The organism is Entomohabitans teleogrylli (genome assembly GCF_001484765.1).
Lineage (GTDB): Bacteria > Pseudomonadota > Gammaproteobacteria > Enterobacterales > Enterobacteriaceae > Entomohabitans > Entomohabitans teleogrylli.
The window spans coordinates 117,879-132,147 of record NZ_KQ947377.1 but is presented as its reverse complement, the minus strand read 5'-3'; the positions used below and the strand labels follow the sequence as shown (position 1 = coordinate 132,147).

15 protein-coding genes are annotated in these 14,269 nt (G+C 57.4%); 8 read left to right on the top strand and 7 right to left on the bottom strand.

The genetic code is table 11. From position 1 onward, the window contains the following. Position 1 precedes the first annotated feature (1 nt). Together AQ981_RS03845 and AQ981_RS03840 are read right to left on the bottom strand one after the other, a co-directional pair. The gene (locus tag AQ981_RS03845) at positions 2–556 is read right to left on the bottom strand and encodes a DcrB family lipoprotein (protein ID WP_058910445.1); all 555 of its coding nucleotides are present in this window, start codon (positions 554–556) and stop codon (positions 2–4) included. Positions 557–624: 68 nt separating this feature from the next. Further along, complete coding sequence (locus AQ981_RS03840; RefSeq protein WP_058910755.1) at positions 625–1,290, bottom strand: 7-cyano-7-deazaguanine/7-aminomethyl-7-deazaguanine transporter; 666 nt, start codon at positions 1,288–1,290, stop codon at positions 625–627. Between the two features lie 208 nt (positions 1,291–1,498). Between AQ981_RS03840 and tusA the strand changes: the two genes are divergently transcribed. Then, a complete protein-coding gene (gene tusA, locus AQ981_RS03835; protein WP_058910754.1) occupies positions 1,499–1,744 on the top strand; it encodes a sulfurtransferase TusA in 246 nt (81 codons plus the stop codon). Between the two features lie 39 nt (positions 1,745–1,783). Here tusA and zntA read toward each other — a convergent pair whose 3' ends face one another. Further along, positions 1,784–4,000 carry a Zn(II)/Cd(II)/Pb(II) translocating P-type ATPase ZntA gene (zntA, locus tag AQ981_RS03830; RefSeq protein WP_058910444.1) on the bottom strand — a complete coding sequence of 739 codons (2,217 nt, stop codon included), beginning with the start codon at positions 3,998–4,000 and terminating at the stop codon, positions 1,784–1,786. Positions 4,001–4,181: 181 nt separating this feature from the next. Next, complete coding sequence (locus AQ981_RS03825) at positions 4,182–4,808, bottom strand: lysoplasmalogenase (protein ID WP_058910443.1); 627 nt, start codon at positions 4,806–4,808, stop codon at positions 4,182–4,184. Between the two features lie 143 nt (positions 4,809–4,951). Between AQ981_RS03825 and AQ981_RS03820 the strand changes: the two genes are divergently transcribed. Beyond that, positions 4,952–5,317, top strand: a complete 366-nt coding sequence (locus AQ981_RS03820; RefSeq protein WP_058910442.1) for a DUF2500 domain-containing protein — start codon at positions 4,952–4,954, stop codon at positions 5,315–5,317. On the opposite strand, the gene AQ981_RS03815 is transcribed toward AQ981_RS03820, so the two are convergent. Continuing rightward, on the bottom strand, positions 5,311–5,574 hold the full coding sequence (locus AQ981_RS03815) for a DUF1145 family protein (protein WP_058910441.1): 264 nt from the start codon (positions 5,572–5,574) through the stop codon (positions 5,311–5,313). The two genes, AQ981_RS03820 and AQ981_RS03815, sit on opposite strands and share 7 nt — an antisense overlap. Beyond that, positions 5,564–6,160, bottom strand: coding sequence for a 16S rRNA (guanine(966)-N(2))-methyltransferase (gene rsmD / locus AQ981_RS03810; protein WP_058910440.1), 597 nt, complete (start codon positions 6,158–6,160; stop codon positions 5,564–5,566). The genes AQ981_RS03815 and rsmD overlap by 11 nt, the downstream gene beginning before the upstream one ends. A gap of 187 nt (positions 6,161–6,347) precedes the next feature. Between rsmD and ftsY the strand changes: the two genes are divergently transcribed. The 5 genes from ftsY (at position 6,348) to AQ981_RS03785 (ending at position 12,275) form a co-directional block, all read left to right on the top strand. Beyond that, the gene (gene ftsY / locus AQ981_RS03805; RefSeq protein WP_058910439.1) at positions 6,348–7,991 is read left to right on the top strand and encodes a signal recognition particle-docking protein FtsY; all 1,644 of its coding nucleotides are present in this window, start codon (positions 6,348–6,350) and stop codon (positions 7,989–7,991) included. A gap of 2 nt (positions 7,992–7,993) precedes the next feature. Continuing rightward, a complete protein-coding gene (ftsE, locus tag AQ981_RS03800; RefSeq protein ID WP_058910438.1) occupies positions 7,994–8,662 on the top strand; it encodes a cell division ATP-binding protein FtsE in 669 nt (222 codons plus the stop codon). After that, positions 8,655–9,710 carry a permease-like cell division protein FtsX gene (gene ftsX, locus AQ981_RS03795; RefSeq protein ID WP_058910753.1) on the top strand — a complete coding sequence of 352 codons (1,056 nt, stop codon included), beginning with the start codon at positions 8,655–8,657 and terminating at the stop codon, positions 9,708–9,710. Before ftsE ends, ftsX begins: the two co-directional genes overlap by 8 nt. A gap of 271 nt (positions 9,711–9,981) precedes the next feature. Continuing rightward, positions 9,982–10,839, top strand: a complete 858-nt coding sequence (gene rpoH / locus AQ981_RS03790; protein WP_058910437.1) for an RNA polymerase sigma factor RpoH — start codon at positions 9,982–9,984, stop codon at positions 10,837–10,839. A gap of 326 nt (positions 10,840–11,165) precedes the next feature. Beyond that, positions 11,166–12,275 carry a branched-chain amino acid ABC transporter substrate-binding protein gene (locus AQ981_RS03785; RefSeq protein ID WP_154675898.1) on the top strand — a complete coding sequence of 370 codons (1,110 nt, stop codon included), beginning with the start codon at positions 11,166–11,168 and terminating at the stop codon, positions 12,273–12,275. A gap of 30 nt (positions 12,276–12,305) precedes the next feature. On the opposite strand, the gene panM is transcribed toward AQ981_RS03785, so the two are convergent. Further along, positions 12,306–12,695 carry an aspartate 1-decarboxylase autocleavage activator PanM gene (panM, locus tag AQ981_RS03780; protein WP_058910435.1) on the bottom strand — a complete coding sequence of 130 codons (390 nt, stop codon included), beginning with the start codon at positions 12,693–12,695 and terminating at the stop codon, positions 12,306–12,308. Between the two features lie 421 nt (positions 12,696–13,116). Between panM and livK the strand changes: the two genes are divergently transcribed. Beyond that, positions 13,117–14,226, top strand: coding sequence for a high-affinity branched-chain amino acid ABC transporter substrate-binding protein LivK (gene livK, locus AQ981_RS03775; RefSeq protein WP_058910434.1), 1,110 nt, complete (start codon positions 13,117–13,119; stop codon positions 14,224–14,226). The last annotated feature ends 43 nt before the right edge of the window (positions 14,227–14,269 follow it).

The window sequence follows — 14,269 nt, the reverse complement described above, 5'->3', positions numbered from 1 at the left end:
GTTACTGGATGACGATGGTGTTGATGATGTTTTGCGCTTCGGTTTGCGCCTGCTGCTGATTGTCGGCCGGCAGGCTGATTTGCAGCGTCGCCTGCTTGTCGCCTATCCTGGTGAACAGGATTGATGACCAGGTTGTTTTGCCGTTTTCGGAAATCACGCTGTCGAACTGGCGCAGGGTGTGGCCTTTTATCTCAATATCTTTGCTGGCGATCACCTGAAGCTGCGGATCGCGGGCGCGCTGTTTCTGTTCAACATCCGCCGCCAGTTTATCCAGCGCCAGGGCGTCATCGTCATTGATAATCACGATCACCGCCTTCTGTTTCACGTTGTCGGCGTAGGCGCGTACATTACTGGACGGGTTGGTAAGTTTATCGCTCATGTCGCTCATACCGGCAGGCAGTGAGAAGCTCAGTTTACCGTCCAGCAGCGAGATGGGCTGGCCGGATGCCGCGCTACTCTGCGCCGCGTCGCCGGCTGCGGTGCTGTCGCTGTTATCGCAAGCGGCCAGGCCGAATACCAGCAGGCCCATACCAACATATTTTACCAGTTTGTACATCACGGTTTCCTCAGATAGTGGCCGTACGGCCCGTGGCGCCATTTTATCACAACCAGCGGCGTTGGCTCTTAACCCGGTTGCGGTACCGCCATTTCAGACTTATCTGCCAGCCGCCGCAGCAGCAGATTCAGCAGTACGCCGTATGCCGGCAGGAAGAAGACAATACTGATCAGTACCTTAAAGCCGTAGTCCACCAGCGCGATTTCCACCCAGTGGGCGGCCATAAACGGATCGCTGCTGCGCCAGAAAGCAATAAAGAAAAACGCCAGCGTATCGCTGATATTGCCGAAGATCGTCGATGCGGTGGGAGCCAGCCACCACAGGCGGTGCTGACGCAGGCGGTTGAACACGTGAACGTCGAGGATCTGCCCGAGCGCATAGGCCATAAAACTGGCGACGGCGATGCGGGCGACAAACAGGTTAAAGCTTGCCAGAGCGGCTGCGCCCTGCCATGCGCCCATGTAGAACAACGACGACACCACGTAGGAGATCAGCAGCGCCGGGACCATGACGGCGAAAATAATCCGCCGCGCCAGCGGCGCGCCGAAAATGCGCACAGTTAAATCGGTCGCCAGAAAGATAAACGGGAAGCTGAAAGCGCCCCAGGTGGTGTGGAAACCGAAAATCGTGATCGGTAGTTGCACCAGATAGTTGCTGGAGGTGATCACCAGCAGATGAAACAGTGATAGCCAGAACAACGCCTTACGGCGCTGACAGGAGGAAAAGGGTGTCATATTGTGACCTTTTTTTCGATGGGGTGAGGGAACCCAGTCAATCCGTCGCCAGCGAATACCCGCCTCGCTGACCTGTTTGGTGAAACCGCCGCATGATACTGCGCCAGCGCGCGGATGCAACGGTTAATTTTAACGCAATCGTTAACGTCCCTTGCGCCGTAAATTACCGGGGGTAAACTATGGCGGTTTCTGAATACCTGAGATGATTATGACCGACCTGTTTACCAATCCCGATCATACGCTGGACGCCCAGGGGCTACGCTGCCCGGAGCCGGTTATGATGGTGCGCAAAACCGTACGCACTATGCCGGTAGGGGAGACATTACTGATCATTGCCGATGATCCGGCCACCACCCGCGATATCCCCGGCTTCTGCCGCTTTATGGAACATGAACTGGTGGCCGCGCAGACCGACTCCCTGCCGTATCACTATCTGGTGCGCAAAAGCCATTGATGTCGTGCAGGCGGGAGCCCTGAACTCCCGCCTGGCTCTTTATTTGCGCCGCAGCAGGCGCAGCGCGTTGGCGGTCACCAGCGCGGTGGCGCCGGAGTCCGCCAGTACCGCCATCCACAGCCCGGTCATCCCCAGCAATGTGGTCACCAGGAATATCCCTTTCAGCCCCAGCGCCACGGCAATATTCTGACGAATATTGCTATGGGTGGCGCGCGCCAGCAGGATAATCTCCGCCAGCCCGGTGAGCCGGTTATGGGTGAGGGCGGCGTCGGCGGTCTCCAGCGCCACATCGGTGCCGCTGCCCATGGCGATACCGATGGTGGCCGCTTTCATTGCCGGCGCATCGTTAATACCGTCTCCGACCATTGCCAGCGGCGCCCGGGCGTTGAGGGTATCCACTTCGCGTACTTTATCCGCCGGCAGCAGAGAGGCGCGATAGTCCATGCCGAGCTCGCTGGCGATTGCCGCTGCGGCGCGCGGGTTATCGCCGGTCAGAATAACGCTCCGGACGCCAGCCTGATGCAGCGCTTGTACGGCTTGCCGGGCATCGGGGCGCAGGGTATCGCGCAGAGCGATGGCGCCCAGCAGCGCGGCGTTACGCAGCACCAGGATTACGGTCTGTCCGCGGCTTTCCAGTTGCTCAATTTGCGCCTGCCAGCGCTGATCGACAACCCCCTGCGGCGCCCGGGCGGGGGCGCAGATCAGGATGGTCGCCCCGTCTATCGTCGCCTCAATACCGGTACCGACAAGGGTGCGCTGATCGTAAGTTTGCGGCGGTGTAATGCCTCTTTGCTGCGCTTCGCGGATAATCGCCTCGGCCAGCGGATGGGTGGAACCCTGTTCCACTCCCGCCGCCAGCGTCAGTAACGCCTGAGCGTTGATGCTGCCATCGCTGACAATATCGGTGACCTGCGGCTGGCCCAGGGTCAGGGTACCGGTTTTATCAAACGCCACCTGGCGAACCTGCCCCAGTCGTTCGAGGGCGATACCGCCCTTAATCAGCGCTCCGCGACGTGAGGCGGCCGCCAGACCGGAAGTAATCGCCGCCGGGGTGGAGATCACCAGCGCGCAGGGGCAGCCGATCAGCAGCAGCGTCAGTCCCTTATAAACCCACGGCTCCCAGGGCTGGGCGAACAGCAGCGGCGGAATAATGGCGATAAGCAGGGCGATAACCATGATCACCGGCGTGTAGATTCGGCTGAAGCGATCGATAAAGCGTTCAATCGGCGCCCGGCGTTCGTCCGCCTCTTCAATCAGGCGCAGAATACGGTCGATGGCGCTGTCGCCTGGTTCGGATATCACGGCCAGGGTGACCAGACGATCGACGCTGGTGGCGCCGGCCGGCACTTTGTCGCCCTGGCGGCGCTCTACCGGCAGGGATTCGCCGGTCAGGGCGCTTTCATCAAAGCTGGCTTGTTCGCTGAGCAGAGTGCCATCCGCCGGCAGGCGACCGCCGGCCGCTACCTCTATCGTGTCTCCCGGGCGCAGTTCGGCAAGGGCGACGCTTTCCCGCTGCCCGTCGCGAATGCGCATCGCCACTTCTGGTTTCAGGGCCATCAGCGCGCTAACGCCGCGCCGCGCCCGGTTAGCCGCCCAGGCCTCAAGGCGTTCGCCGATCAGAAACAGCAACAGCACCATTGCCGCTTCCGCCGTGGCGCCGATAAACAGCGCGCCGACAGCCGCTACGCTCATCAGGGTTTCAATCGCAAACCAGTTACCGCTGCGTATCAGCCGCAGCGCCTGGCGGGCAATCGGCCACAGGCCGACCAGCGTCGTGGCGATGAAAGCCAGATTACCGGCCGGATTGTTGAACTGATCCAGCCCCCAGCTAATGGCCATCAGAACGATTAGCGCGATTAACGGCAGATTCTCTTTCCAGGCCGGGGTGTCGTCCGGGATACGGGGCGCATCGGTCGTGCGTAGCCGGTAACCGATGGCGCTGACGGCGCTTTCCACCTCCTGACGGATATCCCGGGACGCGTCCACCAGCAGTTTTTCTGTGGCGAACAGCACCTGTACCCGGTTGACGCCGGAAAGCTGGTTCACGGCGTTTTCCACTTTACGGGCGCAGGCGGCGCAGTCCATACCGGCGACCTGCCAGCTATACCGTTCCCCCAGCGGCGGCTGCGGCGCGCTGTCCTGTGGTGTCTGGCAATCACCGGGGCAGCCGCATTCCCCGTCTGGCGCGGATATCGGTTTTAATCTGGCCGCCGCAAACTGCGGTACTTTTTTATCTGAAGAGAGTGGAGCCGCCATCGTGCCCTCCGGTAATGATAATTTTCTCATTACCGATGTTACACTCTGGAGTCGACTCCAGAGTCAAGGACTAAATTGTTGCGGGTATACGTTGTAATGCGATGGAACAAGAGACAGGTCGCAAGGCAGCTATTTCAGAGACCAAAACCCCGACCTGACGGGGTTTTGGTATTGTCGGTATTTACAGATAAAGCGCTCGCACAATCAGAAAATGGCCGGCGAAGTAGCAGGCGGCAACAATCGCGTTATCGCTGGAAAAGCGGCGCCGGTAGTGACTCACCAGCCAGACAATATAGCTGAGCAGCAGCAGCGAAGCGCCCATAAAGCCGGACAGCGCGGTATCTGTCGGGCGGAAGAACCATTGTTCCCCGGCCATCCACACCATCACCAGCGTCATGCCGATAAACGTACATATCGGCCAGCGTAACTCTTCGAGGCGGCTCCAGATGACGGCGACCAGCAGTGCTCCGATGATCAACAGCACCAGCGGCAGCGGCCAGAAAAACGAGAACGTCATCTGGCTGGCGAACCAGATGGTATACAGCAGGTGCGAGAGGAAAAAAGCGCCAATGGCATACATGGTCCGCTGACCGGGCAGCAGCGTCAGGGCATCTCCCGCCAGAGAGGCGCACAGCCCGGCAATCACCAGGTAGCTGAGGATCGTGAAGGTCGGCGCCTGCAGGGCCAGCATCAGCAGCAGGATCAGGGTGATCGGTTTGAACACCCAGCGCTGCCAGGCAGGGCCGCGATAGGAGGCGTCAACGTACAGCCAGCCGGAAAAAAAGACAGCAATAAACGACCAAAGCATAATAAATCCCTGAATTCGTTATCGTATCGTACGCGCGGTTGCGTACGGACCTGCCCCTCAGTCTAGTGGGCAATAGTGCAGGATGACAACGCTTAGCGGCTACGGATATGCTTAACCGCACGTTTTATCCTGGAGCACAGAGGATGAGTAAGCCACCTCTTATTTTTGTGATTGTCGTGGCGGTGATCGTGGTCGCCGCCTCATTTCGTTTTGTGCAGCAGCGCCGCCAGAACGCGGAAAATGACGCCGCGCCGCTGGTACACAAGCGGGTTGTGGTTGCCGGAAAACGTGAGAGGCCGGCAGTGGATCGCCGCTCGCGCCAGCGCGAGGTCACGTCGCCGGAAGATGCGATGCGCTACGAGGTTAGTTTTCATCCGCAAAGCGGCGGGCTGGACAGCACCTTTCGGGTTACCGCCAGCCAGTATCATCAGATTACCGTGGGCGAACAGGGCATCCTGAGCAGCAAAGGGACGCGCTTTGTCAGCTTTGCCGCGGATGCGCCTCAGTGACGCTGTTTTTTCTGCCAGGCCAAAAGTTCAAAGACGCCAAACAGGAATATACGCGCCTGCTGGCCTTTGCTGAGGGGGGCGCCGTCTTTCGGCATTGAGGCCTTCAGCATCGCCAACTGTAGACCGTGCATGATTGCCATAAAAATCATCGCTACGTTGATGAAGATATTCAGCGGTTTGGGGAATGGCTGCAGCACATTCAGTACGAAAAAGGCCCATACCAGCAGCATCAGCAGGCGCCCGAGATTAATCCACATGATTTGCTCCTTGCGCATCGCGAAGGTAGAGACGGTAAGCGACCTGGCCGGCGACTTTTTCGCGGTGCAGCGACCAACTGGCGGGGACGTCGGGCAGGCCGTTTTCCACTTCGCTTTCAATATAGACCAGCGCGTTTTCAGCCAGCCAACCGCGGGTTTCCAGCAGGTTTATCGTCTCTTCGAGCATCCCTTTACGAAACGGCGGATCGAGGAATACCACATCGTAGCCCTCTCCCGGCTGGGCGAGAAACGCCAGCGTATTGGTATTCACCACTTTCCCCTGTGAGCTTTTCAGCGTCTCAAGATTATTTTGCAACTGGCGTGCCACGTCGCGATCCATCTCCAGCAGCAGGACGCTGGCGGCGTAGCGGGAGAGGGATTCCAGGCCGAGGGCGCCGCTGCCGGCGAAACAATCCAGGCAGCGTGCTTGCGCAATGTGCGGCGCCAGCCAGTTGAACAGAGTTTCCCGTACCCGATCGGTGGTGGGGCGCAGTCCCGGTTTGTCCGGCACCGGGAGTTTTCGGCCGCGCCACTGGCCGCCGATAATACGAATCTGGCCTGCGCCAGCGCTGTGGGGTTTTTTCATGAGACTCACTGCGATGCGATGGATGACCTGCTATTCTAGCCGCCAGAAATCGCAGGGGGAACCTTATTCCGTCGGCGTGATGCCGCGGCGGGAAAGTGTTAAACTCACGTAATTGCAATTTTTTCAGCCCGGAACGATAAACATTCGGGACTGTGCCGAGAATTAACAGCGGGGAGCGCATTCGCCAATGGCAAAAGAGAAGAAAAAGGGCTTTTTTTCCTGGCTGGGATTTGGCCAGAAAGAGCAGACGCCGGAAGCCGAAAAAGAGCAGCCAATAGCGGAACAACAACCGGCCGTCGACGCGCCCGAACAGGGACACTCCGCCGGGCAGGCGCCTGCTGAGCCCGTTGAAACCCATAGCGGCGCTGAAGCTGAAGTCTTCGCCCGGGAAGTGGTGCAGGTTAACGAACAACTGGCGGAAAGCGGGAAGCCTGTGGTTGAGCCGGCGCGCGCCGCCGAATCTGATGAACGACCCGATGTCACCGTTCCATCGCCGCAGGGCGAACCCGCAGCGGTGGCGCAACCTGAAATAGCGCATGTCTCCGAATCTGAATTGGCCACTCACGCTGACGTTGAACCCGCCACGCCAACGCTTCCGGACGCTGAAGTTCAGCCCGCCTTTCAGGGGGTGAACCGCGCTGACGCGCCGGTAGTCGACGATTCGCCTCATCAGCCGGTGACGGCTGATACGCCGGAACGGCCCGCCGCGCAGCCTGAGCCGTCGCTGGCCGGAGCAGAACCGGTCGAGCCGCCGCGCGACGAGTGGCAGGAGCAGCAGGATCTGATTGTTGAGGAAGAGGTCGCCATCGCCGAGGCCGAACTGGCCAGCGAAGCCGCGCTGGGCGAGCCTGAAGCGGAACACGAAGCGCAGCCTGAAACCCTTGAGCCGCAGGAGCAGGAGAAGCCAACCAAAGAAGGCTTCTTCACGCGTCTGAAGCGCAGCCTGGTGAAAACCCGCCAGAACCTCGGTTCCGGATTTATCAGTCTGTTCCGTGGTAAGAAAATCGACGACGATCTGTTTGACGAGCTGGAAGAGCAACTGTTGATTGCTGATGTCGGGGTGGAAACCACCCGGAAAATCATCAACAACCTGACAGAAGGCGCCAGCCGTAAACAACTGCGCGACGCCGAGGCGCTGTATACGCTGCTTAAAGAAGAGATGAGCGGCATTCTGGCGAAAGTGGACGAACCGTTGAACGTCGAAGGCAAAATGCCGTTCGTGATCCTGATGGTCGGGGTCAACGGGGTCGGGAAAACCACCACCATCGGCAAGATGGCGCGCCAGTTCCAGCAGCAGGGGAAATCGGTGATGCTGGCGGCGGGCGATACTTTCCGCGCCGCGGCGGTGGAACAGCTACAGGTGTGGGGCCAGCGCAACAATATTCCGGTGGTGGCCCAGCATACCGGCGCGGACTCTGCGTCAGTCATCTTTGACGCTATTCAGGCGGCCAAAGCGCGCCATGTGGATGTGTTGATCGCCGACACCGCCGGGCGCCTGCAGAATAAAGCCCATCTGATGGAAGAGCTGAAGAAAATTGTCCGGGTGATGAAAAAGCTTGATGAACAGGCGCCCCATGAAGTGATGCTAACGCTCGACGCCAGCACCGGGCAAAATGCCGTCAGCCAGGCGAAACTGTTCCATGAAGCGGTTGGCCTGACCGGCATTACGCTGACTAAACTGGACGGTACGGCGAAAGGAGGGGTTATCTTCTCGATTGCCGATCAGTTTGCGATTCCGATTCGCTATATTGGCGTCGGCGAACGTATTGAAGACTTGCGTCCGTTTAATGCGGGCGATTTTATTGAGGCACTTTTTGCCCGAGAGGATTAACAATGATTCGCTTTGAACACGTCAGCAAAGCCTATCTCGGTGGGAGACAAGCGCTGCAGGGGGTGTCTTTTCACCTGCGGCCGGGCGAGATGGCCTTTCTGACCGGTCATTCCGGTGCGGGTAAAAGTACCCTGCTCAAGCTCATTTGCGGTATTGAACGCCCGAGCGCGGGGAAAATCTGGTTCAGCGGTCATGAAATCAGCCGTCTGAAAAACCGTGAAATTCCGTTTCTGCGCCGCCAGATTGGGATGATCTTTCAGGATCACCATTTGCTGATGGATCGCACCGTCTATGACAATGTGGCGATTCCGCTGATTATCGCCGGGGCCAGCGGTGAAGATATCCGACGTCGCGTTTCGGCGGCGCTGGATAAAGTAGGCCTGCTTGATAAAGCGAAAAGCCTTCCCATTCAGCTTTCCGGCGGTGAGCAGCAGCGGGTCGGTATTGCCCGGGCGGTGGTGAATAAACCCGCGGTACTGTTAGCGGATGAACCGACGGGTAACCTTGATGATGCGTTGTCCGAAGGGATCCTGCGGCTGTTTGAAGAGTTTAACCGCGTAGGCGTCACCGTTCTGATGGCGACTCACGACACTGGCCTGATTTCCAGTCGACCATATCCGGTACTGACCCTCAGCGAAGGGCATTTGCATGGAGGCCGGACCGTTGAATAAACAAACAGCTCTGAATCATATCCGCCGCTTCAGCAACAGACTGAACCGGCTCGGCAAACCGGGGAGAGGCGGGGACGGTGGTTCATCGGCGCCGCGCCGCGGTAAAACCCCGCAGTCGAAGAGTAAAGCCCTGAAAGGCGGGATGAATGAACAACTGCGCTATGCCTGGCAGGGCGCGGTCCAGGATCTGCGCAGCAAACCGTTCGCCACCTTTTTGACGGTGATGGTGATAGCCATCTCGCTGACGCTGCCCAGCGTTTGCTACATGGTTTACAAGAACGTCAGTGAAGCGTCATCCCGCTATTATCCGTCGCCGCAAATTACGGTCTATTTTGACAAGGCGCTGGACGACAGCGCGGCGCAACAGGTGGTCGGCCAGCTACAGTCCGAACAGGGCGTGGATAAGGTGAACTACCTGTCCCGGGACGATGCGCTGGGCGAATTCCGCAACTGGTCCGGCTTTGGCGGAGCGCTGGATATGCTGGAAGAAAATCCGCTGCCGGCCGTGGCCGTGGTGGTGCCAAAAATTGATTTCCAGAGCCCGGAGTCGCTGCGCACGCTGCGCGATCGTATCGCCCAGGTGCGCGGCATCGATGAAGTGCGTATGGATGACAGCTGGTTCGCCCGGCTGTCGGCGCTGACCGGGCTGGTCGGGCGGGTGTCCGCGATGATTGGCGTACTGATGGTGGCGGCGGTGTTTCTGGTGATCGGCAACAGTGTGCGTCTGAGTATTTTCGCGCGCCGCGACACGATTAACGTGCAGAAGCTGATCGGCGCCACCGACGGGTTCATTCTGCGGCCATTCCTGTACGGCGGCGCGCTGTTAGGGTTCAGCGGGGCATTTTTGTCACTGATTCTTTCCGAAATCCTGGTGCTGCGGCTCTCTTCCGCAGTTAAGGATGTGGCGCAGGTATTCGGGACGACCTTTGATATCAGCGGGTTATCTTTCGATGAGTGTCTGTTGTTACTGCTGGTGTGCACCATGATTGGCTGGGTGGCAGCCTGGCTTGCCACTGTGCAACATTTACGTCACTTTACCCCTGACTAAAATTTTTTTGATATAATTATCCCTTGCTCACGAGGACCTCGTCAGCAGGGGATAATGTCCCGCTTTCTGTCACGGTAGCTTCTCCCCTGATTCATCCTGATGTCACAAATTGTGTGTAATTTATTCACAGATAAACATTGAACTTGTGGATAACATCACTGTCTGAGATAGGGGTGAATGATAGTCTCGTCGCTCAGAAAATCTGGCGCGGTTGTTGCTTATCCGTTATAACAGGAAGCGGCGCCGGAAAGTCATCTTAGAGAGGGTTTGAATGACCAAAGAAATGCAAAATTTAGCTTTAGCCCCGGTGGGTAACCTGGAATCCTATGTCCGGGCCGCCAATGCCTGGCCGATGCTGTCGGCTGAGGAAGAGAGGGCGCTGGCTGAAAGGCTGCATTACCAGGGCGATCTGGAAGCAGCTAAACAGCTGATCCTGTCCCACCTGCGCTTTGTTGTTCATATTGCCCGTAACTATTCGGGCTATGGCCTGCCGCAGGCTGATCTGATTCAGGAAGGCAACATTGGCCTGATGAAAGCGGTGCGCCGTTTCAACCCGGAAGTCGGCGTGCGTCTGGTATCGTTCGCCGTGCACTGGATTAAAGCGGAAATTCACGAATACGTACTGCGTAACTGGCGTATTGTGAAAGTGGCGACCACCAAAGCGCAGCGCAAGCTGTTCTTTAACCTGCGCAAAACCAAACAGCGTCTGGGCTGGTTCAACCAGGACGAAGTGGAAATGGTTGCCCGCGAGCTGGGCGTGTCCAGTAAAGACGTGCGTGAAATGGAGTCGCGTATGGCGGCCCAGGACATGACGTTTGATATGTCGAATGACGACGACGCCAGCGACAGTCAGCCGATGGCGCCGGTGCTCTATCTGCAGGATAAATCGTCCAACTTTGCCGATGGCATTGAAGACGACAACTGGGAAGAACACGCGGCGGATAAGCTGTCTGACGCAATGCAGGGGCTGGACGAACGTAGTCAGCAGATCATCCGCGCCCGCTGGCTGGATGAAGACAACAAGAGTACTCTGCAGGAACTGGCCGATCGCTATGGCGTCTCCGCCGAACGTGTGCGCCAGCTTGAAAAGAACGCCATGAAGAAACTTCGGGCGGCAATCGAAGCCTGATAGCCCTGGCGTAACCAGATAAAAAACCACCTGCGGGTGGTTTTTTTGTGTCTGTCGATTGGGATATTTGTCGCTGTCCTGCGAGGTGACATCGCAGGACAGCGCCGCGGCGCCATCTTTTGGCGCGCAAACGCGGTAATGTGATCAAAATGTTATTCCATATTCCTGAAAATAAGGTATGTTTTTAGCAGAGTGTGCTACCAGGATAGCGGTTGTACCCTCCTTTACTATAACCAAATGCTATGTCCTTTGCGGCTGGCAGAATAAAGTGTCAAAAACAAACCACACAACCACTGCAAATCACAACAAAAATGGGGAAACTCAGGATGAAAATGAAGGGCAAAGCGTTACTGGCAGGATGCATCGCATTAGCCATGAGCCACGCGGCTGTTGCAAAAGACATCAAAGTTGCCGTTGTCGGCGCGATGTCCGGGCCGGTGGCGCAGTATGGCGATCAGGAATTTACTGGCGCAAAGCAGGCTATCGCGGATATTAACGCCAAAGGCGGTATTAACGGCGACAAGCTGGTTGCTGTTGAATATGACGACGCCTGCGATCCGAAACAGGCCGTCGCGGTAGCCAACAAAGTGGTCAACGATGGCATCAAGTATGTGATTGGTCATCTGTGCTCCTCCTCCACCCAGCCGGCGTCCGATATCTATGAGGACGAAGGTATTCTGATGATTACGCCGGCGGCGACGGCGCCGGAACTGACCCAGCGCGGTTACGATCTGGTTCTGCGCACCACCGGTCTGGACTCAGACCAGGGGCCGACGGCGGTTAAATACATTCTCGATCACGTAAAGCCGCAGCGCGTGGCGGTGATTCATGATAAGCAGCAGTACGGCGAAGGGCTGGCCCGCTCGGTTCAGGATGGTCTGAAGAAGGGCGGCGCCAATGTCGTGTTTTTTGATGGCGTAACCGCTGGCGAAAAAGACTTCTCTACCCTGGTGGCGCGTCTGAAGAAAGAGAATATCGATTTTGTCTACTTTGGCGGTTATCACCCGGAGATGGGACAGATTCTGCGCCAGGCGCGCGCTGCCGGCCTGAAAACCCAGTTTATGGGTCCGGAAGGGGTGGCGAATGTGTCGCTGTCCAATATCGCCGGCGCGGCGGCTGAAGGCATGTTAGTCACCAAGCCGAAGAACTACGACCAGGTGCCGGCGAACAAACCGATCGTTGATGCTATCAAGGCGAAGAAACAGGATCCGAGCGGCGCGTTTGTCTGGACAACCTATGCGGCGCTGCAATCCCTGACGGCGGCGCTGGAGAAATCCGGCAGTGACGATCCGGCGGAACTGGCGAAGTACCTGAAAGCCAATACCGTGGAAACTGTGATGGGGCCGCTCTCCTGGGATGAGAAAGGCGATCTTAAAGGTTTTGAATTCGGTGTGTTTACCTGGCACGCCGACGGCACATCTTCTGACGCCAAATAATCCATAGCGGGGGCTTTGGCCCCCCAATAACTACGGCGCGGTTTTTTCCCAGCCGCCAGTCTGCGCTCTGAACCCCAGCGCCTGCATAAAGGCGCTCATTATCGCCCGGTCTTCCACATGGCTATCCGCCATCCACCACTGGCTGACATGCGGATTCATGCGCAGTATCTCTTCCACCAGATATTGCCCTACGCCACGGCGGCGCGTGATTTCGCGCACCCGCAGTGAATCAAGCGTGCCCTGTACCCCTTCCACCGTGACGCGTACCGCGCCCAGCAGTCGATCGTTGAACCGGGCGGCATAAAGCTGATGGGTTTCATCGGGGGTAAGGATTTCCGGGCGATATTCCGGCCATATTTTCGCCAGATCGAGCCTGTCCTGCGCGCTCAGCGCCGTCAGGCGAAGAATTGTCAGTTTCATAATTGCGATTAACCAAAAGCAGCAAGAGCACAGAGTGTACCTGATTGCAGGGCGCCAGCGTCGCTCTTTTGCCAGACATTCACCAGCGGATTCGTTTTTATTGTAACGATATCCTGGTCTGAAACCTGGTGGCATGAAAAATAGTCAGAATAATATTCTAATAACCAGCGTTTTGTTCCGCGTAATGTCTCGACATTTTATGCTGGCAATAGCGCTTTTTTTTGTTTATCTCTGGCCAAAGTAAGAATAATATCTCAGGTTAATAGCCTGAAAAATAGAGGTTTTACGCTACGGAATAGTGAATTTCACGCGTAACTCCTTCCTGGCAATGAAAAAAAACGCTGTCGGTTAAAAAAGAAACAGCAGGTTTCTGACCATAATAAAGCCACAGCAATCACATCACGAATGAGGAAGTATCAGGATGAAAGTAACTAAACGGACGCTGATCGCCGGTGCGGTGGCGCTGGTTATGTCGCAGGCCGCCAGCGCCGCGGATATTAAAATTGCCGTGGTCGGCGCGATGTCCGGGCCGGTAGCCCAGTGGGGCGACATGGAGTTCAATGGCGCGCGCCAGGCGATTAAAGACATCAATGCCAAAGGGGGCATTAAGGGCGACAAACTGGTTGCCGTTGAATATGACGACGCCTGCGATCCGAAACAGGCCGTCGCGGTAGCTAACAAAGTGGTTAACGATGGCATCAGGTATGTGATAGGCCATCTGTGCTCTTCCTCCACCCAGCCGGCGTCCGATATTTATGAAGAAGAAGGCATTCTGATGATCAGCCCCGGGGCGACGAACCCGGAGCTGACTCAGCGCGGCTATCAGTACATCATGCGCACCGCCGGTCTGGATTCGGCGCAGGGGCCGACGGCGGCAAAATATATCCTCGAGCACGTCAAACCGCAGCGTATCGCCATCATTCACGATAAACAGCAGTACGGCGAAGGACTGGCCCGCTCGGTGCGGGATGGGCTGAAACAGGCGGGAGCCAATATCGTCTTCTTTGACGGCATTACCGCCGGCGACAAAGACTTCTCCACTCTGGTGGCGCGTCTGCAGAAAGAGAACATCGATTTCGTCTATTACGGCGGTTACTACCCGGAAATGGGCCAGATCCTGCGCCAGGCGCGGTCAATGGGGCTGAAAACCCGCTTTATGGGGCCGGAAGGGGTCGGTAACGCTTCGCTGTCGAATATCGCCGGCGCGGCGGCGGAAGGTATGCTGGTGACCATGCCGAAACGCTATGACCAGGAAGCGGTCAACCAGCCGATTGTCGATGCCCTGAAAGCAGAGAAAAAAGATCCCAGCGGTCCGTATGTCTGGATTACCTATGCGGCGGTACAGTCTCTGGCGACCGCGCTGGAGCGCAGCGGCAGCGATGATCCGCTGGAACTGGCGAAGGATCTGAAAGCCCATGGCGCTGATACGGTTATCGGTCCGCTGAGCTGGGATGAAAAAGGTGATTTAAAGGGATTTGAATTCGGTGTTTTCCAGTGGCATGCCGACGGCTCTTCCACCGCCGCGCAGTAACTGACGCTGTTATCCCTCCCGCCGGGCGTGCTCCGGCGGGTCT